Source organism: Bradyrhizobium viridifuturi (genome assembly GCF_001238275.1).
Lineage (GTDB): Bacteria > Pseudomonadota > Alphaproteobacteria > Rhizobiales > Xanthobacteraceae > Bradyrhizobium > Bradyrhizobium viridifuturi.
Genome location: NZ_LGTB01000045.1, coordinates 35,772 through 57,401, shown reverse-complemented (window position 1 = coordinate 57,401; position 21,630 = coordinate 35,772). Strand labels below are relative to the sequence as shown.

General features: G+C 65.8%; 23 protein-coding genes and 1 pseudogene. 17 read left to right on the top strand and 7 right to left on the bottom strand.

Annotation, left to right across the window (positions count from 1 at the left end; translation table 11 throughout):
- Nucleotides 1-5: 5 nt before the first annotated feature.
- Nucleotides 6-740, bottom strand: coding sequence for a lytic transglycosylase domain-containing protein (locus ALC15_RS33205; protein ID WP_162240531.1), 735 nt, complete (start codon nucleotides 738-740; stop codon nucleotides 6-8).
- Between the two features lie 59 nt (nucleotides 741-799).
- On the opposite strand from ALC15_RS33205, the gene ALC15_RS33200 reads away from it, so the two are divergent.
- Nucleotides 800-1,099, top strand: a complete 300-nt coding sequence (locus tag ALC15_RS33200; RefSeq protein WP_050630928.1) for a hypothetical protein — start codon at nucleotides 800-802, stop codon at nucleotides 1,097-1,099.
- A 35-nt stretch (nucleotides 1,100-1,134) separates the two neighbouring features.
- Here ALC15_RS33200 and ALC15_RS33195 read toward each other — a convergent pair whose 3' ends face one another.
- Nucleotides 1,135-1,818: a VOC family protein gene (locus tag ALC15_RS33195; protein WP_050630927.1), complete on the bottom strand. Its 684-nt coding sequence runs from the start codon at nucleotides 1,816-1,818 to the stop codon at nucleotides 1,135-1,137.
- Nucleotides 1,819-1,939: 121 nt separating this feature from the next.
- Here ALC15_RS33195 and ALC15_RS33190 point away from each other — a divergent pair, with 121 nt between their 5' ends.
- From ALC15_RS33190 to ALC15_RS33140, 12 genes and pseudogenes are all read left to right on the top strand, one after another.
- Nucleotides 1,940-2,503 carry a DinB family protein gene (locus ALC15_RS33190; protein ID WP_050630926.1) on the top strand — a complete coding sequence of 188 codons (564 nt, stop codon included), beginning with the start codon at nucleotides 1,940-1,942 and terminating at the stop codon, nucleotides 2,501-2,503.
- Nucleotides 2,504-2,609: 106 nt separating this feature from the next.
- Nucleotides 2,610-3,017 carry an alpha/beta fold hydrolase gene (locus ALC15_RS46670; protein ID WP_244486355.1) on the top strand — a complete coding sequence of 136 codons (408 nt, stop codon included), beginning with the start codon at nucleotides 2,610-2,612 and terminating at the stop codon, nucleotides 3,015-3,017.
- A gap of 35 nt (nucleotides 3,018-3,052) precedes the next feature.
- Nucleotides 3,053-3,337, top strand: coding sequence for a hypothetical protein (locus ALC15_RS46665; RefSeq protein WP_244486354.1), 285 nt, complete (start codon nucleotides 3,053-3,055; stop codon nucleotides 3,335-3,337).
- A 209-nt stretch (nucleotides 3,338-3,546) separates the two neighbouring features.
- Nucleotides 3,547-4,307, top strand: a pseudogene (locus ALC15_RS33180) (crotonase/enoyl-CoA hydratase family protein).
- Nucleotides 4,308-4,386: 79 nt separating this feature from the next.
- Complete coding sequence (locus tag ALC15_RS33175) at nucleotides 4,387-6,060, top strand: bifunctional metallophosphatase/5'-nucleotidase (protein ID WP_050630925.1); 1,674 nt, start codon at nucleotides 4,387-4,389, stop codon at nucleotides 6,058-6,060.
- Between the two features lie 188 nt (nucleotides 6,061-6,248).
- The gene (locus ALC15_RS33170) at nucleotides 6,249-7,175 is read left to right on the top strand and encodes a histone deacetylase family protein (protein WP_050630924.1); all 927 of its coding nucleotides are present in this window, start codon (nucleotides 6,249-6,251) and stop codon (nucleotides 7,173-7,175) included.
- A 125-nt stretch (nucleotides 7,176-7,300) separates the two neighbouring features.
- Nucleotides 7,301-7,552: an exodeoxyribonuclease VII small subunit gene (locus ALC15_RS33165; protein ID WP_050630923.1), complete on the top strand. Its 252-nt coding sequence runs from the start codon at nucleotides 7,301-7,303 to the stop codon at nucleotides 7,550-7,552.
- 544 nt (nucleotides 7,553-8,096) lie between these two features.
- Nucleotides 8,097-10,025 carry a 1-deoxy-D-xylulose-5-phosphate synthase gene (dxs, locus tag ALC15_RS33160; RefSeq protein ID WP_050630922.1) on the top strand — a complete coding sequence of 643 codons (1,929 nt, stop codon included), beginning with the start codon at nucleotides 8,097-8,099 and terminating at the stop codon, nucleotides 10,023-10,025.
- A gap of 96 nt (nucleotides 10,026-10,121) precedes the next feature.
- Nucleotides 10,122-10,685: a nucleoside 2-deoxyribosyltransferase gene (locus ALC15_RS33155; RefSeq protein WP_050630921.1), complete on the top strand. Its 564-nt coding sequence runs from the start codon at nucleotides 10,122-10,124 to the stop codon at nucleotides 10,683-10,685.
- Nucleotides 10,682-11,455 (top strand): TlyA family RNA methyltransferase, encoded by a 774-nt coding sequence (locus ALC15_RS33150; RefSeq protein WP_244486353.1) that lies wholly within the window; start codon nucleotides 10,682-10,684, stop codon nucleotides 11,453-11,455. The genes ALC15_RS33155 and ALC15_RS33150 overlap by 4 nt, the downstream gene beginning before the upstream one ends.
- Nucleotides 11,448-12,689, top strand: coding sequence for a class I SAM-dependent RNA methyltransferase (locus ALC15_RS33145; RefSeq protein ID WP_050630920.1), 1,242 nt, complete (start codon nucleotides 11,448-11,450; stop codon nucleotides 12,687-12,689). Before ALC15_RS33150 ends, ALC15_RS33145 begins: the two co-directional genes overlap by 8 nt.
- Nucleotides 12,690-12,742: 53 nt before the next feature.
- Complete coding sequence (locus tag ALC15_RS33140; RefSeq protein ID WP_050630919.1) at nucleotides 12,743-13,576, top strand: nucleotidyltransferase domain-containing protein; 834 nt, start codon at nucleotides 12,743-12,745, stop codon at nucleotides 13,574-13,576.
- 86 nt (nucleotides 13,577-13,662) lie between these two features.
- Here the strand turns inward: ALC15_RS33140 and ALC15_RS33135 are convergent, their stop codons facing one another.
- Complete coding sequence (locus ALC15_RS33135; protein WP_050630918.1) at nucleotides 13,663-14,514, bottom strand: DUF1194 domain-containing protein; 852 nt, start codon at nucleotides 14,512-14,514, stop codon at nucleotides 13,663-13,665.
- A gap of 221 nt (nucleotides 14,515-14,735) precedes the next feature.
- On the opposite strand from ALC15_RS33135, the gene clpS reads away from it, so the two are divergent.
- Both clpS and ALC15_RS33125 read left to right on the top strand, forming a co-directional pair.
- Nucleotides 14,736-15,041 (top strand): ATP-dependent Clp protease adapter ClpS, encoded by a 306-nt coding sequence (gene clpS / locus ALC15_RS33130; RefSeq protein ID WP_024580653.1) that lies wholly within the window; start codon nucleotides 14,736-14,738, stop codon nucleotides 15,039-15,041.
- Nucleotides 15,042-15,230: 189 nt separating this feature from the next.
- Nucleotides 15,231-15,893 carry a hypothetical protein gene (locus tag ALC15_RS33125; RefSeq protein WP_050630917.1) on the top strand — a complete coding sequence of 221 codons (663 nt, stop codon included), beginning with the start codon at nucleotides 15,231-15,233 and terminating at the stop codon, nucleotides 15,891-15,893.
- Between the two features lie 7 nt (nucleotides 15,894-15,900).
- On the opposite strand, the gene ALC15_RS33120 is transcribed toward ALC15_RS33125, so the two are convergent.
- From ALC15_RS33120 to ALC15_RS33105, 4 genes are all read right to left on the bottom strand, one after another.
- Entirely contained in the window at nucleotides 15,901-16,788 is an 888-nt protein-coding gene (locus ALC15_RS33120; protein ID WP_050630916.1) for a DMT family transporter, read from the bottom strand.
- An 11-nt stretch (nucleotides 16,789-16,799) separates the two neighbouring features.
- Entirely contained in the window at nucleotides 16,800-17,993 is a 1,194-nt protein-coding gene (locus ALC15_RS33115) for an adenylate/guanylate cyclase domain-containing protein (RefSeq protein ID WP_050630915.1), read from the bottom strand.
- A 43-nt stretch (nucleotides 17,994-18,036) separates the two neighbouring features.
- Nucleotides 18,037-19,125 (bottom strand): chorismate synthase, encoded by a 1,089-nt coding sequence (gene aroC, locus ALC15_RS33110; protein WP_050630914.1) that lies wholly within the window; start codon nucleotides 19,123-19,125, stop codon nucleotides 18,037-18,039.
- Between the two features lie 147 nt (nucleotides 19,126-19,272).
- Nucleotides 19,273-19,872 (bottom strand): histidine phosphatase family protein, encoded by a 600-nt coding sequence (locus ALC15_RS33105; RefSeq protein ID WP_050630913.1) that lies wholly within the window; start codon nucleotides 19,870-19,872, stop codon nucleotides 19,273-19,275.
- A gap of 258 nt (nucleotides 19,873-20,130) precedes the next feature.
- Here ALC15_RS33105 and ALC15_RS33100 point away from each other — a divergent pair, with 258 nt between their 5' ends.
- Both ALC15_RS33100 and ALC15_RS33095 read left to right on the top strand, forming a co-directional pair.
- Nucleotides 20,131-20,619 (top strand): sigma-70 family RNA polymerase sigma factor, encoded by a 489-nt coding sequence (locus tag ALC15_RS33100; protein ID WP_050402366.1) that lies wholly within the window; start codon nucleotides 20,131-20,133, stop codon nucleotides 20,617-20,619.
- A 66-nt stretch (nucleotides 20,620-20,685) separates the two neighbouring features.
- Nucleotides 20,686-21,450, top strand: a complete 765-nt coding sequence (locus tag ALC15_RS33095) for an anti-sigma factor family protein (RefSeq protein WP_050630912.1) — start codon at nucleotides 20,686-20,688, stop codon at nucleotides 21,448-21,450.
- Nucleotides 21,451-21,630: the final 180 nt, after the last annotated feature.

The window sequence follows — 21,630 nt, the reverse complement described above, 5'->3', positions numbered from 1 at the left end:
ATCGCCTAGTTTCGAAACACCAGGCAGCGGCCGCCGATCGCCTCGAGTCGTGCGCAGAGCTGATTGGCGCGCTCACGGGTCGTCTCGGCGACCCGGAGCAGATACCAGGTGGCCGAGCCCGGCCCGGCCATATGCGATCTCAGAACAAGCGGCGCGCGATCGCCGAGCACGGGCGCAAATCGTTTCTGAAGTTGCTGGTAGTCGGCGAGGACCCCGGATTGCGACGGGCCGCCGGCCAATTGAAGGCCCCAAGGACCCCACGCGGCTTGCTCTGCGAGTGTCACGGATTGCTTTGGAGCCGCAGGTAGCGCCCTGATCAGCAGGCCGCGCACGATGTCACCGCAGGCCAGCGCAGCGTCGGTGTGGACCCGGTCCTCCACCGAATTCTGCGCCCATTCCTCGGCTGACTTGCCGGTGATGATCATGACATAGGCGCGGGTTTCGCCCGGCAGGTTGCCGCGCCCCGCCAGCCAATCCTGAACGCGCCGCGGGCCGCCATTATAGGCAGCCGCCGCGAGGCCGAGATTGCCGAACTGCGCGCGCAGCTCGCGGAGCCAGCGTGCCGACTCCTGCAACGCAGGCAAAGGCTCGAACGGATCAGCCAGCCCGCGCCAACGCGCGGTGCCGGGCATGAACTGGGCGATCCCCTGAGCACCGGCCCGGCTGACCGAATTCGGATCGAAATTGCTTTCCTGCCAGATCAGCCGGACCAAGAAATCCGGCGGCAGGCCGTTCTCCAATGCGGCTTCCTCCAACGCCTTGCAATATTGCTGCGGCCCATCAAGCTTCGGACCCGCTGGTGCTGGCGCCGAAGACGGAGCGGATGAGGATTGCCGGTCCGCGCCCGCCGATCGGCCTCGCCGCTGTTCTCTCCGACAGTCGGATTCGGACGAGCGGTTTCAGTTTGCACTGGCTCGGCGTGTTGCCCGGTCGGCGTCAGCGCCGGATTGCCGATCGGTTCTGCGCCGGCCACGCGGACGCACAGCAGCAGGCAAGCCGAGCCGATGGCCGCTCGTCGAAATCGATGAAACCGCCGCGGCCTGAAAAGCGACTGCATGAAGCGATCATCAAAACGGAGTATGTGTCCGCGCGATCATAGCATCGGTGCCGCCTGGCGGGCGGAAAATCTGCCGCTTACAAGCTGCCGACGATCGATGCGCGGCGGGACAGCTCGATCCAGTTGCCGTCGGGATCGAGGATCATGGAGATCCGCGCGACCTCGCCGAGCGTTACCGGCGCGAGGCCCTCGCGCACGCCCTTGGCGCGCAGCTCGTCATGCACGGTGTCGATGTCGGCAACCTGCAACGTGATGTACCGCCAGCCGCGCGCCTGCCGGGTTTGATCGACACTCGCGGCGCGATCTTCCCTGAGCAGGATCAGACTGTCGCCGAGGCGAAAGGCCGGGCCGCCCGACCAGGATTGCTCAGCGAAGCCGAGGATGTCGCCGTAGAACCTGCGGTGCGCGGCGAGGTCGCGCACTGCCATCGCGACCGCGATCCCGGTGATGCCGTCGTGTCCGGGCGCGACGAGACAAACGCTGTTGCCGTCGGGGTCGGCCATGCGCCGCGGCGCCGCAATTCCCTCACGCGCGACGATCAGCTCGCGATAGCCGCTCGGTGCCGCATCGGGCAGCGGCTCGACATGATGGTTGAGCTTGATGACCGAACCGTGCGCGTCGTGCCGGTACTGCTTCTGCCCGCGCCGGATCGGCAGCACATGATCGAAGCGCAGCCCGGCATCCTGCTGCCAGAACCGCAGCATCGGCTCGAGATTGTTGGTCGAGAGGCCGACGTCGATGACATTCTTTGCCAGTTGCATTTGCCTGCAGCCCTCACACATAGTTCCGCGACGGACCGGACCAGCTATGCGGGGATCAGGACCTCCGCGCAAGCACCAAGACATCCCCGATCCCGACGCAGTCACTCCAGTGAGGACCGAAATGCCTGCGAGCCTCGTTCAGACCTTTCGAGCTTTTGCGTACAACAATGCCTGGGCCAATCATCGCCTGCTCACGGCATGCGCCAGCCTCAACCAGGCGGAGTTCGCGGCGGCCCGGACCGGCTTCTTCCCGAGCCTGCAGGCGACGCTGAACCATATCCATGTCATCGATCTCTTCTATGTCGACGCGCTCGAAGGCGGCTGGCTCGGGCCGAGGGCGTGGGCCAATGAAGTTCCCTACCCGTCGGTCGCGGCATTGCAAGGCGCGCAGCGCGCAATCGACCAGCGGCTGATCGTGCACTGCGATGCGCTGACGCCGGGCCGGCTCGATGAAGTGGTGAAGGTCAATCGCGACACATCGGTACAGACCGAGCGGCGTGACCGCCTGCTGATGCATCTGTTCCAGCACCAGATCCATCATCGCGGCCAGGCCCACGCGATGCTGTCCGAAACCACGGTCAAGCCGCCGCAGCTCGACGAATTCTTCGCCGCCGGCGAAGCCCCGCTCCGGGAAGCCGAGTTCAGGGAGCTCGGCTGGAGCGAGGCCACCGTGTGGGGCGGCTGAGAGCTCTGCGCGCAACGCCATTGCGGAATGGTTCCCATTTCGGAACGAGGCCTTGAAACAGCCCGTCTCCACGCTCACCTCAGGTGAAACGTGGGGAACTCTATCAATGCCTTTTGCCAATCACCGGGGCCAGCGCATCCATTACACCGTCGAAGGATCCGGGCCGCTGATCGTACTGCAGCACGGCCTGCTGCTCGACGCGGCGAGCTGGAAGCAATGCGGCGTGGTCGACGCGCTTGCGGATCGCTTCCGCGTGGTCTGCGTCGATTCGCTTGGACACGGCTTGAGCGACAAGCCCGCCGATCCCGAGTTCTATGATCAGGCGCAGCGCGCCGGCGATATCGTTGCCGTGATCGACGATCTCGGCGACGAGCGCGCCCATGTGGTCGGACACTCGATGGGCGGCTGGGTCGCGGTCGGCGTCGCCCGGTTTTCCCGGCGCGGCTGGCATCGCTGGCGATCGGCGGCTGGGACTTTCTCACCGGACTCCCGCGCGGCAACGCCGGCCCGCTGACCTATGGCGCCTTCATCACCTTTGCCCGCCGCACGGTGCCCGAGCTCGCCGAATGGGTGACGCCCGATCTCGAAGGCGGCGTGCGCGCCTGCTTCGACGCGCTCGGCCAGGTCGACGGCGCCAAGGACGCCGTGCTGTCCTCGCGCGTGCCGGTGCTGCTGTGGAACGGACAGGACGACGGACCGCATGCGCCGATGCAGCGCTTTGCCGCGGAGAACGGCCTGTATGCGATGTCGGTCCCCGGCGATCATCTCGGTGCGCTCCTGCAGCACGGCGCGGCGATCGGCCGCGGCATCGGCTCGTTTGTCGGACGCGGCTGAGCGGACACGTCTGGGATCGTGCGACAGCATCCCGTTGGCTGGCCCGCGGATCGCGAAATTCCGGTTGACTGCATTGCGCTGTCGTCATGCTCGCGCAGGGGGAAAAGCGGCCTCGAACACCCCTGAACGCTTGGGGCCTGCGCGGGATCATGTAGGATAGCGGCATGACTCCGCCCGGCGACGCCGCCGGCCGACCCTGGGACCGCTTGATGACCGCGCATGTCATAGTCACCGACGAAGTCGCCACACGCGTGATCCGGCTGCGCAGGCCCGAAAAGAAGAACGCGATCACCCAGGAGATGTTTCGCGCGATCAGCGACGCGATCGACAAGGCGCAGAACAATCCGAAGATTCGCTGCCTGATCATCACCGGCGGCTCCGGCGTCTTCACCGCCGGCAACGACATCGAGGACCTGCTCGCGCAGGGCACCTCGGCCGGCGAGGCGCCGCCCGCCTCCGACCTCGTCAAGTTCCTGTATTCGTTGGCCCACAATGTGAAGCCTATCATCGCCGCGGTCGACGGCGTCGCGATGGGCATCGGCACCACGATGCTGTTTCACTGCGACTATGTGCTGGCCAGCAAGACCGCGCTGTTCTCGACGCCGTTCTCCAATTTCGGCCTGGTGCCGGAAGGCGCCTCCAGCCTGTTGATGCCGCGCATGATGGGCCACCAGCGCGCCTTCGCGATGCTGGTGATGGGCCGCACCATGTCGGCCGACGCGCCCGCGTCGCCGGCTTCGTCAACACCGTGGTGGCGCCGGGCCATGCCGAGGTCGAGGCGCACAAGGTCGCGCGCGAGATCTGTGCGCTGCCGGCGGAGGCGGTGGCAACCTCGCGGCGCCTGATCCGGCTGCCGCCGGAGGACGTCACCCGTCGCATCGAGCAGGAGAACCACCTGTTCAGCGAGCGGATGCGCTCCAACGAAGCGATCGCCGCGTTCAAGGCATTCATGGCGCGCCCCAAAGATTGAACGAAGCGCCGGAATTGAAACGAAGCGTCGCAAAATTGTAGTGGCGTCGCGCCATGATCGTGTGTTCCATAGACCGGTCATGAGACAGCCCCGCCTTACGCTATTCGCCGCGCTCTGCGCGCTTGGCCTCGCTGCGACTGGCCCTTGCCTGGCGCAGAGTGCCGCAGCGCCGGTGGATTTGCGCATTCTCGCGATCAACGATTTCCACGGCTATCTGCGGCCGCCTCCCGGCGGCATCCGCATCACCGATCCCGCTGATGCGACCAGGAAGATGATGGTGCCCGCCGGCGGATCGGAGCGGATCGCCACCCTGGTCAAGCAACTGCGCGAAGGCCACAAGAACAATATCTTCGTCGCGGCCGGGGACCTGATCGGCGCGAGCCCGTTTCTGTCGGCGATGTTTCATGACGAGCCGACCATCGAGTCGCTCTCGATGATGGGGCTTGCGATCTCCTCGGTCGGCAATCACGAATTCGACGAGGGCAAGAACGAGCTGCTGAGGATGCAGAATGGCGGCTGCCATCCGGTCGACAAGTGCCAGGGCCCGCACCCGTTCACGGGCGCCAAATTCCGCTATCTCGCCGCCTCCACGATCGACAAGGCCACCGGCAAGACGGTGTTTCCGCCCTACGAGATCAAGGAATTCGACGGCATTCCGGTCGCCTTCATCGGCTTGACGCTAAAGAACACGCCGAACCTGGTGTCGCCGGCCGGCGTCGCCAGCCTCGAATTCCGCGACGAGGCCGAGACCGTCAATGCGTTGGTTCCCGAGTTGAAGGCGAAGGGCGTCGAGGCGATCGTGGTCTTGATCCACGAAGGCGGCTTTCCGACCGGCGACTATAATGAATGCCCCGGGATCTCAGGACCGATCGTCGACATCGTCAAGAAGTTCGATCGCGCGGTCGACGTCGTGATCTCCGGCCACACCCATCAGGCCTATGTCTGCGAGATCGACGGGCGGCTCGTCACGTCAGGCGACAAATACGGCACGCTGGTCACCGCGATCGATCTTCAGCTCGATCCGAAGAGCCATGACGTGATCAGCGCCAAGGCCAACAACACTATCGTGAAGATCGGCGGCATCGCCAAGGATCCCGAGCAGAGCGCGCTCCTGGAATCCTATGACCGGCTGGCCGCACCGATCGCCAACCGCGCCGCCGGCTCGGTCACCGAGACGCTCTCGCGCACCCCCGGCGAGACCGGCGAAAGCGTGCTCGGCGATATCGTCGCCGACGCGCAGCTCGCAGCGACCGCTTCGGAGCCGAATGGCGGCGCGGTGATCGCCTTCACCAATCCGGGCGGCGTCCGCACCGACATCGTCAAGCGCGAGGACGGCGCGGTCACCTATGCCGACATCTTCGCAAGCCAGCCGTTCCGCAACCAGCTGGTGACGATGACGCTGAGCGGCAAGCAGCTCAAGGACGTGCTGGAGCAGCAATGGGCCGACCCGAAGCGGCCGCGCGCCCTGCAGGTCTCGAAGGGCTTTGCCTATGCATGGGATGCGAGCAAGGGCGACGGCGCGCGCATCATCGCCGCCCGGATGTCGCTCGACGGCAAGCCGATCGACCCGGCCGCGAGCTACCGCGTCACCGTGAACAATTATCTCGCCGAGGGCGGAGACGGCTTCACCGTGTTCAAGGAAGGAACGGCGCAGCAGTTCGGCATCTACGACGTCGATGCGCTCTATGCCTACTTCAAGGCCAACAGCCCGGTCGGCCCGACGGCCGGAAAGCGCATCGAACGGATCAATTGAGCCGCAACCTGGGCACTCCCTGTCGAGCGGGCGAGCGGAACGATACGGCGAGATCGAAGCTTGGGCCTTTCCGGTGGGCGGGTAACGGCCTAGATTAGGGGTCGTTCGCGAATGATCCTCGGAAACCCGCTGCGCATGTTTCCGGATCATGAGTCCTCGCACGCGCCTCCATTGCGCCGGGAATTTGCATGACCCTGCTTCTGACGCACTCCGCCTGCCTCGATCACCTGACCCCACCCGGACATCCCGAACGCCCCGACCGGCTGCGCGCGGTTGCCGAGGTGCTCGGCGAAGACCGCTTCAAGGCACTGGTGCGCGACCTCGCGCCGGAAGGCGACCTCGACACCGTGCTGCTCTGCAATGGTGAGCACTATGTCGGCGAACTGCGCCACATCGCGCCGACTTCGGGCATGATCTATATCGACGGCGACACCTCGATGTCGCCCGGCACCTGGGAAGCCGTGATGCGCGGCGTCGGCGGCGCGGTGGCCGCCACCGATGCGGTGATGGAGGGCAAGCACCAGAACGCCTTCGTCGCGGTGCGCCCGCCCGGGCATCACGCCGAGAAATCGACGCCGATGGGCTTCTGCTTCTTCGACAATGTCGCGATCGCCGCGCGCCACGCGCAGCGCAAATACGGCATCAAGCGCGCCGCCATCATCGATTTCGACGTCCATCACGGCAACGGCACTCAGGACATCTTCTGGGCCGATCCGACCGTGATGTACTGCTCGACGCATCAGATGCCGCTTTTTCCGGGCACCGGCGCGTCAGGCGAGCGCGGCGAGCACGACACCGTCGTCAACGCACCGCTCGCGCCCGGCGACGGCGGCGCCAAATTCCGCTCCGCGTTCGAGAACCTGATCCTGCCGCAGCTCGAAAAATTCTCGCCCGAACTGGTCGTCATCTCGGCCGGCTTCGATGCGCATCACCGCGATCCCCTGGCCTCGATCAACCTGACGGGCGAGGATTTCGGCTGGGTCACGCGCAAGCTGATGGATCTCGCCGACAAGAGCGCCGGCGGGCGCGTCGTCTCCGTCCTGGAGGGCGGCTACGACCTCGAGGGCCTGAAAGAGTCGGTGGCATCTCACGTCACCGCATTGATGGGCGCCTAAATCCCCGCCACAATACGCCCGCAAAAATTCGATTGATTCTGCGCCGGGGCAAGCATGGCCCGCGACGGGTCATGCTTGGACGACAAGATCCGATCACGGTCTGATCGGCGCACTGGGAACATATAATGGCCGAAAATACTCAAGCCGACGTCAAGAAACTCTCCTTTGAACGCGCGATCGAAGAACTCGAATCGATCGTCAAGCGGCTCGAGGACGGCAAGGTCCCGCTTGAGGAATCGGTCGCGATCTACGAGCGCGGCGAGGCATTGAAGCGGCGCTGTGAGGAATTGCTGCGCCAGGCCGAAGCCCGGGTCGACAAGATCACCACCGACGCCTCCGGCCAGGCAACCGGGACCGAACCGCTCGACGTGCAGTAGCGCCGCAGACCACCGCGACCATGCGACAGGATGTCCGCCACGGCGGGCAATTGTTGCTGCGTATTTCCATTGATTGATCGCGCCGTGGGGTGACCGCGCCGACCCGCGCAGCCGTGAATCGGGCCGTTCCGGACCGGCTAGTTGCCGCTAAAATGGCCAAATTGGAACCCGCTCCAAGCCCCAACCATTGAAAAATATAGGTTTTTCAAGACAACGCATAGGAACCCTGCGCCGCCTATCGGGTTGGCTTTGGTTACGGCTTTGGTGTAATGCTTCCAGTTCTATGGGCATTTGAGGGTGGCGGGCGGCCCGAAGTTTTCGGGCGGCATGCATCTCAAATGGTTCGACAAAACTGAACCGGGACGGGTGAAGAGCGACCAAGGTGATGCGTATCACGTGGTCCAATCCGGAGTGAATCTAGGCTTACAACCAGGCACGGTCTGCCGGGGCGGCACCCAGTGTCTGGCTTTCGCTGCGCGATGTGCGCGCCAACCCATCTCGCGTCGGGCGGTTCGTTCCGACAGGCAAAAATTGGAAATTCGCTGTGACCACATTTAGTAAAACGCCGCTTCTTGACACTATTCACACGCCGGACGACCTGCGCAAGCTGAAGGTCGAACAGGTGCAGCAAGTTGCCGACGAGCTCCGCCAGGAAACCATCGACGCCGTGTCGGTGACCGGCGGCCATTTCGGCGCCGGCCTCGGCGTGGTCGAGCTGACCACCGCAATCCACTACATCTTCGACACCCCGCGCGACCGCCTGATCTGGGACGTCGGCCATCAGGCCTATCCGCACAAGATCCTGACCGGTCGCCGCGACCGCATCCGCACCCTGCGCACCGGCGGCGGCCTCTCCGGCTTCACCAAGCGCACCGAGAGCGACTACGATCCGTTCGGCGCCGCGCACTCGTCGACCTCGATTTCGGCCGGCCTCGGCATGGCCGTGGCGCGCGATCTCTCCGGCGGCAAGAACAACGTTATCGCCGTGATCGGTGACGGCGCGATGTCGGCGGGCATGGCCTACGAGGCCATGAACAACGCCGGCGCGATGAACTCGCGCCTGATCGTGATCCTCAACGACAACGACATGTCGATCGCGCCGCCGGTCGGCGCGATGAGCGCCTATCTGTCGCGCCTCTACTCCGGCAAGACCTACCGCTCGCTACGCGAGGCCGCCAAGCAGATCAACAAGCGCCTGCCGAAGATCCTCGCCAACCGCGCCAACCGCGTCGAGGAATATTCCCGCGGCTTCATGATGGACGGCGGCACGCTGTTCGAGGAGCTCGGCTTCTACTATGTCGGCCCGATCGACGGTCACAATCTCGACCATCTGCTGCCGGTGCTGAAGAACGTCCGCGACATGGAGACCGGGCCGATCCTGGTCCATGTCGTGACCCAGAAGGGCAAGGGCTACGGTCCGGCGGAAGCGTCCGCCGACAAGTATCACGCCGTCGTCAAATTCGACGTCGCGACCGGCACCCAGGCCAAGGCCAAGCCGAACGCGCCAGCCTACCAGAACGTGTTCGGCCAGAGCCTCGTCAAGGAAGCGCAGAAGGACGACAAGATCGTCGCCATCACCGCGGCGATGCCGTCGGGCACCGGCGTCGACATCTTCAACAAGGCGTTCCCGGACCGCACCTTCGACGTCGGCATCGCCGAGCAGCACGCGGTGACCTTCGCCGCGGGCCTCGCCACCGAAGGCTACAAGCCGTTCTGCGCGATCTACTCGACCTTCCTGCAGCGCGGCTATGACCAGGTGGTCCACGACGTCGCGATCCAGAGCCTTCCGGTCCGCTTCGCGATCGACCGTGCCGGCCTGGTCGGCGCCGACGGCGCGACCCATGCTGGTTCGTTCGACAACGCCTATCTCGGCTGTCTGCCCAACATGGTGATCATGGCCGCCGCCGACGAGGCGGAAATGGTCCACATGGTGGCGACCCAAGTTGCGATCAACGATCGTCCGAGCGCGCTGCGCTATCCCCGCGGCGAAGGCCGCGGCGTCGAGATGCCGGAAGTCGGCGTTGCCCTGCCGATCGGCAAGGGCCGCATCGTCCGCGAGGGCAAGAAGGTCGCACTGCTGTCGTTCGGCACCCGCCTCGCCGAGTGCGAGAAGGCCGCCGACGAGCTCGCCGCCCATGGCCTCTCCGCCACCATCGCCGATGCGCGCTTCATGAAGCCGCTCGACGAAGAGATGATCATGAAGCTCGCCCGCGACCACGAGATCCTGATCACAATCGAGGAAGGCTCGATCGGCGGCTTCGGCTCGCATGTCATGCAGTTCCTGTCCGACAACGCGATGCTCGACAGCGGCATGCTCAAGTTCCGCTCGATGATCCTGCCCGACGTGTTCCTCGACCATGACACGCCGGCAGCGATGTATGCCCGCGCCGGTCTCGACGCCAAGAGCATCGTTGCCAAGGTGTTCGAAACCCTCGGCAAGGACTACAAGACCGAGACCGTCAAGCTCGCGTAATCGTTTCGGGCAGCACGAGCATTTCCGGTTCTGATTGGATCAGAACCGGAGCTCCGGTTTCCTGTTCGCGCGAAACGCCATAGCACCGGCAAGTCCATGAGAATCTATCTGGCAGGTCCTGACGTATTCCTGCCGGATGCCGTGGAGATCGGCCGCCGCAAGGCGGAGGTTTGCGCCTATCACGGGCTGACCGGGCTGTATCCGCTCGACAACAGCATCAATCCCACCGTCGCCGGCGCCTCGCTCACCATCTTCAAGAGCAACGAGGCGATGATGGAGTCTGCCGACGCCATCATCGCCAATTTGACGCCGTTTCGCGGCCCCAGTGCCGACGCAGGCACCGTCTACGAACTCGGCTACATGGCGGGACGCGGCAAACTGTGCTTCGCCTATTCGAACGATCCCACGTCCTACGCTAACCGCGTGGCGCGGCTCGGCCAGGTCGTGCCGGCATCCGACGGACGCCTGATCGACGCGGAGGGCCTGACGGTGGAAGAGTTTGGATTGCCGGACAATCTGATGATGATGCACGCGCTGGATCTGCACGGCAGCCCGCTGGTGACGCCGCGGGAGCCGGCGACCGACCTTTGGCACGACCTCACCTCCTTCGAGGCCTGCGTGCGGCTCGCCGCCGCGCAGCGCCAGCAGAGCGTCATGTGAGCAGGCAGGTGACCAAGGCGGGCGCCAACGACAACGCCACATCCGCCGGTAAGCGCATCGACGTGCTGCTGGTCGAACGTGGCCTGTTCGAAAGCCGGGCACGGGCGCGCGCAGCGATCGATGCCGGGCTCGTCACCGCCGACGGCAAGCCGATTGCGAAGGCCTCCGAAATCGTCGCTCCCGGCGCCGAGCTCACGGCCGAGCCGGCGCATCCCTATGTCTCGCGCGGCGGCGTCAAGCTTGCCGGCGCGCTCGAGCACTATCCGATCGACGTCGAGGGCCACGTCTGCCTCGATGTCGGCGCCTCGACTGGCGGCTTCACCGAGGTGCTGCTCGCCAACGGGGCGAGCCTCGTGTTCGCCATCGACGTCGGCCACGGCCAGTTGCATCCCTCGCTGCAAGGCCATCCGAAGATCGTCTCCATGGAGGAGACCGACATCAGGAACTATGAGGGGAAGCGGTTGCCGGCGCGGCCCGATGTCGTCGTGATCGATGTCAGCTTCATCTCGTTGAAGCTGGTGCTGCCGGTGGCGCTGTCGCTGGCGGCAGCCCCGATGCATCTGCTGGCGCTGATCAAGCCGCAATTCGAGGCGGCGCGCAAACATTCCAAGCGCGGCGTCATCCGCAACGCGATGGTGCACCAGGAGATCTGCGACGATATGACGGCCTTCGCCGCCTCGCTCGGCTGCACCGACATCGAGGTGTTCCCGTCATCGATACCGGGCGGCGACGGCAACATCGAATTCTTCCTCGGCGCCCGCCGTGGCTGAGCTTCTTACCATCGACCATGTCGGCCACCGCGGCGACGGAGTCGCGATCGACGGATCGCAGTCGATCTTCGTGCCTTATGCGCTGGCCGGCGAAACGGTCGAGGTCGAAGGCGTCCCCGGGCACCATCCCGACCGGCGGCGGCTGGTACGCGTCAGGCATGCGAGTCCCGAGCGCATCGCGCCGTTCTGTCCGCATTTCGGCGTCTGCGGCGGCTGCGCGATCCAGCACTGGAGCGAGGAGCCCTACCACGCCTGGAAGCGCAACATCGTGGTCGAGACGCTGGCACAGGCAAAGATCGCAGCTGACATTGCGCCGCTGCTCGACGCGCATGGCGCGGGCCGCCGCCGCATCACGCTGCACGGACGCATGGGCACCCATGAGGTGCTGAAGGTCGGCTTTGCCGCGGCTGGTTCGCACGACATCGTTCCGGTCGATCGCTGTCCGATCCTCGATCCCGCGCTCGACGGCGCGCTCGAAGCGGCCTGGGCTATCGCCGAGCCCCTGATCTCGACCGGCAAGCCGCTCGACATCCAGGTAACGGCGACGCTCAACGGCCTCGACATCGACGTGCGCGGCTCCGGCGCGCTGCCCACCAGCCTGATCACCACTTTGTCGCGGGTCGCCGAGAAACACCGGCTGGCGCGGCTGACGCGGCACGGCGAGCTGGTGCTGCAACGCGCCTCTCCGGAGGTTGCGATCGGAAAGGCGAAGGTCGTGCTGCCGCCGGGCTCGTTTCTGCAGGCAACCGTCAAGGGCGAGGAGACGCTGGCGGCGCTGGTTCGCGAGCATTGCGGACGCGCCAAGCACATCGCCGATCTGTTTTGCGGCGTCGGTCCGTTCGCACTCCGCCTCGCGGAGAGGGCGCGGGTCGCGGCCTTCGACAGCGATGCCGGCGCGATCACGGCACTTCAGAAGGCCGCGCAGTCAACGCCGGGGCTGAAGCCGCTCAAGGCCGAGGCACGCGACCTGTTCCGCCGCCCGCTGATGCCGCAGGAGTTGCGCGACTATGACACCATCGTGTTCGATCCGCCACGGCAGGGTGCGCAGGCGCAGGTCACCCAGCTGGCGGCGAGCAAGGTGCCCGTGATCGTTGCGGTATCCTGCAATGCCGCGACCTTTGCGCGTGACGCGAAGATCCTGATCGACGGCGGCTACAGGATCGCCGGTGTCACACCGGTTGATCAGTTCCGCCACACCCCGCATGTCGAGCTGGTGGCGCGCTTCGCACGCTGAAGCATCGTTGCGCCTATCGCGGCGTGCGGTGGTCTCGCTATAATCCGCATAGCATGTCCCACGATCCGCTGCTCGCGCACATCATTCCCGTCCTCGCCGCCGTGCCTGGTGTCGCTGCCATCGTGCTCGGCGGCTCGCGGGCGCGCGGCACGGCGCATGACGCCTCTGATTACGATCTCGGCCTCTACTACCGGAACGGCACCGCTCTCGATATCGATCGGCTGCGCGCGGCCGCGACCGGCCTGGTCGACGACCCCGCTGCCGTGAATGTGACACCAGTCGGCGATTGGGGGCCGTGGATCGTCGGCGGCGCCTGGCTCGCGATCGGCGGCCACAAAGTCGACCTGCTCTACCGCAGCGCCGAAGGGGTCACTGATGTCATCGAGGCCTGCCGGAACGGCGAGATTGGCATGCATTACCAGCCGGGCCATCCGCACGGCTTCTGCTCGGCGATCTGGATGGGCGAGGTCGCGCTGTGCCGTGCGCTGCATGATCCCGACAGCCTCGTCGCAGCAATGAAGGCGAAGACCACGCCCTTCCCGCCGGCCCTGCGCGACGCACTGCTCCGGCGCTTTCAATGGGAAATCCTGTTCGCAATCGAGAATGCCGAGCTTGCCGTACCGCGCGGCGACGGCACGCATATCGCAGGGTGTGCCTACCGTGCGCTGGCCTGCACCGCACAGGTGCTGTTCGCACTGAACGGGCAGTATCTGATCAACGAAAAGGGCGCGCTGGCGCAGGCTGCGAATTTTCCGGTGACGGTCCGGGACCTCGCCGCGCGCGTCGCCGAGGTCTGGCGGCAGATCGGAGCGGCGGACTACGCCGCCGCATTGCGGACGCTGCGGATGCTGGAGACTGAGCTAGGCGAGAGATCGGCAGAACCGTAGGATGGGTAGAGCGCAGCGAAACCCATCACTTCGAACCCGCGGCACGATGATGGGTTTCGCTGCGCTCTCCCCATCCTACATGATCGCTATCGTCCCCAGCGGTCCTGCCAGATCTTCTCGCCGATCGTGCAGCTGACCCGCGGCTCCTTCTCGGCGGTCCGCACCACCGGGCGCTCGGGGGTGCGGCCGGCGACTTCGAGCAGCAGCTTGGTGCGGATCGCCTCCTTGAACTTCTCGCGATCCTTGATCGTCACCACGAAGGAGCCGGGCCCGCCGATCACGCAATCCTCGTAGTAGTAGTCGAGATTCTCGATATCCATCGTCGAATAGGACGGCTCCTTCACCATGATCGGCAGACCGTTGATGACGATGCCCTTGTCGAGCGCGGCATCGCGCGCCGGCGTGATCGGCGCGCCGTTATTGTTGGGCCCATCGCCGGAAATATCGATCACGCGGCGAATGCCGCGATGCGGGTTCTCGTCGAACATCGGAATCGCAAAGTAGATCGCGCCCGAGATCGAGGTGCGCGAGGCGCGGCGCACCGGCGTCTTCATGATCTCGGCGGAGACCGCGTCTGCCGATTCTGGGCCGTCGATCACCCGCCAGGGAATGATCACCTTCTGGTCGTTGGACGCGGCCCACTCGAAATAGGTGATCGAGATCTTGCCGTTCGGGCCGGCCTTCAGCGCCTGCAAGAAATCCTTGGACACGATTGCCTGCGCGTAGCCCTCGCGCTGGATCGCGAGCTCGTCCATGTCCATCGAATAGGAGACGTCGACCGCAATGATCAACTCGATGTCGACGCTCGGCGTGGATTCCTTTTCCGCAACGCGATGGCCGGACTGATTGCCCGGGCCGGGCGCGGCAACACCGGCCACATCGCCGCTGGCCAACATGCCCGCGACAAGCACCGCTCCGATCGAGACATACCAGCGCATTGCGGCCCTCCCGTCGTATCCCGTCATGGTGACACGCAAATCAGGCGGCGAAAAGCGCGGATATCATCTATCCTTCACATTCAAGTTAGACGCCTGCAGGTTAGACGTCACGCATGAGGCAACGCGCGCCGTGCCGTTGCCGCAATGACGCCGTGCAAATCGAACGGTTCCAAGATGTGCCGGGAGACGGTAGTCTTACGGAGCAATCGCGAGGGAGTGCGATGCCCGATAGCGTCGTCAAGCCGAAAACCAGGACGAAGACCAAGGTCGAGCGGCCGCGCCTGCACAAGGTGATCCTGGTCAACGACGACTACACGCCGCGCGAATTCGTCGTCACCGTGCTGAAGGGCGAATTCCGCATGACCGACGACCAGGCCTATAAGGTGATGCTGACCGCGCATCAGCGCGGCGTCTGCGTGGTCGCCGTGTTCACCAGGGACGTCGCCGAGACCAAGGCGACGCGGGCCACCGACGCCGGCCGCGCCAAGGGCTACCCGCTGCTGTTCACCACCGAGCCCGAGGAATAGCGCGGCAGCGCCAGTTTGCCGCAGGCCTTGCCGGGCATTTTATCGATCGCAGCCACCCCTGCTTTAGGGATCGCATGGCACCAACGCGGCATGACTGTCGCACTGCGCCAACAGCTTTCACTGCGGAAAACCCGCCCGGAGACCTCGTTCGGGCCGTTTCGCCCCCTACCCGCTTTGCCTTGGCTCGTCATGGCGACGGCGATACGGATCGTCGGCTTCGGCAAGCCCGGCCTGACATTGCCCGCACTGGTGCTGGCCGACGTCTGCGTGCTGCTCGCCTTCTTCGCGACGGCACGGGATTCGATCCAGGCTGCCGGGGGCCAATCATCGCTCGGCGAATTGACGCTGGCCGAGCAGATCAGGCTGTCACTATCGATCCTGTGGCGGATCGTGCTTGTGATCATCATCGCGACACTCGCCACTGCGGCGGTCGGCTTCGCCTCGTTTGCGCCGCACCTGCTGTGGGGCCTCGACGGCATGGCCTTCGATCAAGGCGCCGATCTCGGCCGGCTATGGAGTGCTGCGATCGCAGCGCTGGTACTGATGATCATCGTCAACGCCGAAGGTAATGGCGGCCGCGTCGCGCTGTTTGCCGCCGCCAAGGACCTTGGCCGGCACGCGCTCTGGCTTAGTGTCGCAGTGCTCGCGCTTGGTGCGATCAACGTGGCGCTCGGCTACGGGCAGCAGTTTGTGCGCACTGTGATCTGGCAATTCTGGCAGACCTCCGAGGTGGGCCAGCCGATCAAGAACCTGGTCTACGTCGTTTTCATCTTCAGCTTCGCCATGCTGCGGCTGTGGATCACGCTGTCGATCCTGACCTTCGGCCTGAAGCAGTCTTACGCACGCGGCTAGCCGCCCTTCACCGCTCCGCCGGCTGCGCGAGTTGCGTCCGCTGGCTCAGCACGACGTCGGCGACGACCGCGCCCATCACCAGCGCGCCGCCGATCAGGGCGCGCAGCGACGGCACCTCGGCAAACGCCAGCCACACCCAGAACGGCATCAGCGGCGTTTCGAGGGTTGCGATCAGCGACGCCTGCGCGGACGGCAGCAATCTCGAGCCGACCGTAAACAAAGTGAGACCGAGCCCGACCTGGCATGCGCCGAACATCGCGAGCACGCCGAGATCGGCGCCGCCGACCGCGCCGATGCCGAGCCCCAGCGGCAGGCTGACGGCACTGCCGAGGAAGTTGGAGAGCGCCGCGGCTGGTATCATCGGCGTGCCCTTGTGCCGCCGGATCACCACCGTCATCAGCGAAATCGCCAGCACCATCACGCAGGCAAGCCCGATGCCCCTGTAATCCGTGATGCCGCCAGCGCCGCTCACGGTGATAGCGACGCCCGCGAGTGCTACGAGACTTGCCAGCAAGGTGCCGGGCCGCGCCCGTTCGCGCAGCCAGAGCCAGGCGATCGCGGCGGCCGCAAATGGCTGCATCGCGATGAGAATTGCGACATTGGCGACGCTCGTCAGTTGCAGCGCCGGAATGAACGTCACCATGCCGAGGGTCGAGAGACCGGCCACCAGCCATCCGCTCAATGGCATCGCGACGAGATCGCGCGCGCCGCGCCGGCCTTGCGTCGCGACCAGGAACAGCACGATCGCACCGCCGCCGAACAGCCCGCGCCAGAACAGGATGGTCCAGGAATCGAAGTGCAGCAGCCGGGTAAAGAACGGCGCGGTGCTCCAGGCGGCCGCGGCCGCCACGACCAGCGCAATCCCGGTGCGATGCTGCGCGTCCGTGTCAATCACCTACGCTGCACCTAACTGGCCGCAGCAACCGGCGCCTCGTCGAACAGGCCATAGACCCGTTCCGCCTTCGAGAACCCCGCGATCGGAAACTCGCCGAGATCGCTCCAGCCGCCGTCATGGATACCGGCGAAGCGCTCGGAGGCCACCACAGTGCGGCCGAGACGCCCGGCGATCTTCTCCAGCCGCGCGGCGAGGTTGACCGCCGGACCGATGCAGGTGAAGTCGAGCCGGTTGCCGCCGCCGATATTGCCGTAGAGCACGCGCCCGAGATGCAGCGCGACGCCGAAGCGGAAGCGCTCGACCGCGTCGCCATTGGGGAATTGCAGCGCCTCGACGCCGGCGCGGGACGCCCGCGCGGCGTCCAGCACCCGCGAGCAGACCTTCGCCTCGTCGCCGAGATATTCGTCGACCGGGAACACTGCGAGCAGGCCGTCGCCCATGAATTTGAGCACCTCGCCGCCATGCTCGCGGATCGCCGTGACCTGGCAATCGAAATAGAGGTTGAGGATCTCCACGACGGTCTCGGCCGGCAGGCGGTCCGACAGCGCGGTGAAGCCGCGTAGGTCCGACAGCCAGATCGCGGCATCCATCGTATCGGCATGGCCGCGCCGGATCTGGCCGCCCATGATGCGCTCGCCGGCACGGTTGCCGACATAGGTGTCGAGCAGCAGCGAGGCGGTGCGGCGCAGCGTCACGATCTCGATATAGCGCGACAGCGGCACGGTGATCGAGCGGATCGCATCGAGCTGTTCGTCGGTGAAGCCACCCGGCTGCTTGGTGGTCCAGCTCGAGGCGTTCGGCGGGCCGTCGGTATTGATCAGCGGCACCGCGAAATAGTCGGTGACGCCCTCTGCCAGCAGGTCCTGGACGATCGGAAAGCGCGCACTCGTGGGGTCGTCGAGCCGCGCGCGCACTTCGACGCCCTGCTTGAGGACGATCGGCAGCGGGCTGACAGCAAATTCCGGGGTGTCCTCGATGTTGTGATCGACGGTACCGGTCTCGACCTCGCCGCCCGATTTCCAGATGAAATGGCGGCCGTAGATCTCGGGATGCAACGTGCGCACGAAGACGCCGATGCGCCACAGCGGCAGGCCGGCCCGCACCAGGCGCTCGCAGCATTCCGCCATCATCTGCTGCGGGGTCGGTGCCGATCGCGCGCCGCCGATCATCCACGTGATGATATCCCGTAGCTCCGACGCATTCATGGTAGTCCCCCAGGGCGGTCTGGTACCGCCACTATATAAGGGATCAGCGTCCGGTCTGCCCGCGGTCGCGCAGAAAATGATCGGCCAGCACGCAGGCCATCATGGCCTCGCCCACCGGCACGGCCCGGATGCCGACGCAGGGATCGTGGCGGCCCTTGGTCAGGATGTCGGTATCGGCGCCCTTGCGGTCGACGGTCCGGCGCGTCGTCAGGATCGACGAGGTCGGTTTCACCGCAAAGCGCACCACCACCGGCTGGCCGGTCGAGATGCCGCCCAGCACACCGCCGGCATGGTTGGACAGGAAGCGCGTTCCGTTGTTGCCGGTCCGCATCTCGTCGGCATTCTCTTCGCCGGTCAGCTCGGCAGCGCCGAAGCCCGCGCCGATCTCCACGCCCTTGACCGCGTTGATGCTCATCATTGCCGACGCCAGTTCGCTGTCGAGCTTTGCGTAGATCGGCGCGCCGAGACCGGCCGGCACGCCCTCGGCGACCACCTCGATGACGGCGCCGATCGAGGAGCCGCTCTTCCTGATGCCGTCGAGATAGCTTTCGAAGAACGCCGCCTTGTCCTTGTCCGGACAGAAGAACGGGTTGTTGGCGATCTCCTCCCAGTCCCACTTCTCGCGGTCGATCTTGTGCGGGCCCATCTGCACCAGCGCGCCACGCACCTTCACCTCGGGCAGCACCTTGCGCGCGATCGCGCCGGCCGCGACACGGGTCGCGGTCTCACGGGCCGAGGAGCGTCCGCCGCCGCGATAGTCGCGCAGGCCGTATTTCGCCTCGTAGGTGAAGTCGGCATGGCCGGGGCGAAACTTGTCCTTGATCTCGGAATAATCCTTCGAGCGCTGGTCGGTGTTCTCGATCAGCAGCGCGATCGGCGTGCCGGTCGTGACCTGCACCCCGCTCTCCGGATGCGCCATCACGCCGGACAGGATCTTCACCGCATCCGGCTCCTGGCGCTGGGTGGTGAAGCGCGACTGGCCGGGCCTGCGGCGGTCGAGGTCGTGCTGGATCTCCTCCACCGTCAGAGGGATCATCGGCGGGCAACCGTCCACCACGCAGCCGATCGCGACCCCATGGCTCTCGCCGAAGGTCGTGACGCGGAACATATGGCCGAAAGTATTGAAGGACATGCCGTGTCGTAACGCGGGCAGGCAGCGGGGTCAAACCTCTGCGCCGTCATTCCGGGGCGGTCCGCACGACCGAACCCGGAATCTCGAGATTCCCTGCGCTATTGCGCACCTGAGGGTTCGCTTCGCGCCCCGGAATGACGAGTCCCCTTAACTATACTTCTGCAGGCCCGCCGCGCCGAACACGTAGACCGCGCCCTGCTCGATCGTGAGGTCGGCGGCCGAGGCCGGGGTCTCGAAGCCGAGCGCGACCATCAGCGCCCGCGCCGTGCCGCCATGGGCGACGGCGACCGTGTCCGATGTCACCGAACCGTACCATTCGGTCATCCGCGCCTGCACGTCGACATAGCTCTCGCCGCCCTCCGGCGCGACCTGCCACTTCTCAGCCAGGCGGCGCGCATAGACCACGGGGTCGGCGGCCCGCGCCTGCGCCAGCGTCGAGCCCTCCCAGATCCCGTAGGCGATCTCGCGCAGCCGCGCGTCGAGCGTGTAGTCGCCCGGCGGCAGGCCAAGCTCGGTGCGCGCCAGCTCCATGGTCGCGCGCGCCCGGATCAACGGGCTTGCGACGAACGGCAGCGTCGTCTTGTCATGGCCGTCGCGCGCCAGGAGATCGGCGAGGATGCGACCGGCATGCACCGCCTGGGCGCGGCCGCGCTCGTTGAGGGCGATGTCCTGCACGCCCTGAAGCCTGCCCTCGGCGTTCCATGAGGTTTCGCCGTGGCGGATGTAGTAGATCGTTGGCACCGGCATTCCCGTAGCGGCTGGTCCCTGCTGAGCGAGCTGTCCGGCGGCTGACCCAAGACTTCCACGCTTGGACTTCCACGCTTCGGCTTCTACGCTTCGAATTTTTTCGGTTCGGAGGTACACCAGCACTTTGGCTGGCGACAAGCCCAAATCGGCCGCAGCAGAGGCGCACTGCGCGCAGGTCGGCGCAACCGGAATAGGCACGTCGTTCGGGTGTTATGTTTGCCAAGGCGGCCATCGCCGCGACCATCGAAGACTGGATGCATGACCGCGTTTCGTCAAAGTGTCGAAGCCATGATTCCAGCGCTCCGCCGCTATGCGCGCGCGCTGGTGCGTGACACGGATATCGCCGATGACCTGGTGCAGGACACGCTGGTGCGCGCGCTGCGCTCGGAGCGGCTGTTTCTCGGCGGGGACGTCAGGAGCTGGCTCTATACGATCCTGACCAACCTGAACAAGAACCGCAGGCGCTCGCTGGCGCGGCGGCCGCCCCTGATGCCGCTGCTCGACAACAACGCCGACGCCAGCGGCACCGAGGCCGAGGGACGCGACATCGAGCGCGCGCTGTCGACGCTGGTCGAGGAGCAACGCTCGGTGCTGCTGCTCGTGATGCTGGAGGGCATGAGCTACCGGGAGGTCGCCGACATCCAGGGCGTGCCGATCGGCACGGTGATGTCCCGCCTCGCCCGTGCGCGCGCCCATGTGCGGGCTTCGATCGAGGGCCAACGCCCGGCGCTCAGGCGGGTGAAATGATAAGGTGCGCGATGGCAGCCGTTACGATGAGCGATTTTCGAACAAGATTTGGCAGAGACGACTGATATGACCGACCCGAACATTCCCGTCACCGAAGACGAGCTGCACGCCTACGTCGACAACGAGCTGCCGGCCGAACGCCGCGGCGATGTCGAAGCGTGGCTCGCCACCCATCCTGACGACGCGGCGCGGGTGCAATCCTGGCGCGCGATGGCCGAGACGCTGCATGCGCGCTACGACAGCGTGCTGGACGAGGCGGTGCCGAAGCGGCTCGAGCTCGAGCGGCTGGTGCGCCAGCCGCGCCGCTGGGTCTATGGCGCGGTGGCGGCGACGCTCGCCGCCTTCATCGCCGGCGGCGGCGTCGGCTGGATCGCGCGCGGCGCCTCAGCAACCCCGTCCACCTTCCAGAGCTTCACGCTCGATGCGCTCGATGCGCATCGGCTCTACGTCGTCGAGGTCCGGCATCCGGTCGAGGTGCCCGGCAGCGAGCGCGATCATCTGCAGCAATGGCTGACCAAGCGCTGCGGCTGGGACGTCCGCGCCCCCGACCTGACCGGGCTGAAGCTGGTCGGCGGCCGCCTGCTGCCCGGGCCGAGCGGGCCGGCGTCGTTCCTGATGTATGAGAGTACGTCCGGTGAACGCTTCACGGTCTACACCGCGAAGGCGAAGACCGAGGCGACGCAGATGCGCTACGCCGTGCAGGGCGGCGACGGCGCGCTGTTCTGGGCCGATCGCGGCGTCGCCTATGTCGTCAGCGGCGGTACCGACCGCACCCGCCTGACCCAGGTCGCCCGGGCGGTCTACGATCAGATGGAGAAGAACGGGGGCTGACCTCCCGTAATTTTACGGGAGATCACGGCGTCGAGTGCACCATTTCGAGCAAGTGAATCCAGCCTCACTCAGCGTCCCAATTCCGACATTGAAAATTTCGATTCGCGTCATTGCCGCGTCTCATTATCGCACCGGATGCTCACGCGAAGATGATCTGCGCCCGATCCGCCGATCGGCGCA

Excerpts from the sequence above, each read along its gene's own strand:
- ALC15_RS33115 (WP_050630915.1), bottom strand. The coding sequence starts at position 17,993 with ATGAATGCGTCGGAGCTACGGGATATCATCACGTGGATGATCGGCGGC.
- ALC15_RS33100 (WP_050402366.1), top strand. The coding sequence starts at position 20,131 with ATGACCGCGTTTCGTCAAAGTGTCGAAGCCATGATTCCAGCGCTCCGC.
- ALC15_RS33190 (WP_050630926.1), top strand. The coding sequence starts at position 1,940 with ATGCCTGCGAGCCTCGTTCAGACCTTTCGAGCTTTTGCGTACAACAAT.
- aroC (WP_050630914.1), bottom strand. The coding sequence starts at position 19,125 with ATGTCCTTCAATACTTTCGGCCATATGTTCCGCGTCACGACCTTCGGC.
- ALC15_RS33105 (WP_050630913.1), bottom strand. The coding sequence starts at position 19,872 with ATGCCGGTGCCAACGATCTACTACATCCGCCACGGCGAAACCTCATGG.
- ALC15_RS33165 (WP_050630923.1), top strand. The coding sequence starts at position 7,301 with ATGGCCGAAAATACTCAAGCCGACGTCAAGAAACTCTCCTTTGAACGC.
- ALC15_RS46670 (WP_244486355.1), top strand. The coding sequence starts at position 2,610 with ATGCCTTTTGCCAATCACCGGGGCCAGCGCATCCATTACACCGTCGAA.
- ALC15_RS33175 (WP_050630925.1), top strand. The coding sequence starts at position 4,387 with ATGAGACAGCCCCGCCTTACGCTATTCGCCGCGCTCTGCGCGCTTGGC.
- ALC15_RS33125 (WP_050630917.1), top strand. The coding sequence starts at position 15,231 with ATGGCGACGGCGATACGGATCGTCGGCTTCGGCAAGCCCGGCCTGACA.
- ALC15_RS33155 (WP_050630921.1), top strand. The coding sequence starts at position 10,122 with ATGAGAATCTATCTGGCAGGTCCTGACGTATTCCTGCCGGATGCCGTG.
- clpS (WP_024580653.1), top strand. The coding sequence starts at position 14,736 with ATGCCCGATAGCGTCGTCAAGCCGAAAACCAGGACGAAGACCAAGGTC.
- ALC15_RS33095 (WP_050630912.1), top strand. The coding sequence starts at position 20,686 with ATGACCGACCCGAACATTCCCGTCACCGAAGACGAGCTGCACGCCTAC.
- ALC15_RS33195 (WP_050630927.1), bottom strand. The coding sequence starts at position 1,818 with ATGCAACTGGCAAAGAATGTCATCGACGTCGGCCTCTCGACCAACAAT.
- ALC15_RS33170 (WP_050630924.1), top strand. The coding sequence starts at position 6,249 with ATGACCCTGCTTCTGACGCACTCCGCCTGCCTCGATCACCTGACCCCA.
- ALC15_RS33140 (WP_050630919.1), top strand. The coding sequence starts at position 12,743 with ATGTCCCACGATCCGCTGCTCGCGCACATCATTCCCGTCCTCGCCGCC.
- ALC15_RS33135 (WP_050630918.1), bottom strand. The coding sequence starts at position 14,514 with ATGCGCTGGTATGTCTCGATCGGAGCGGTGCTTGTCGCGGGCATGTTG.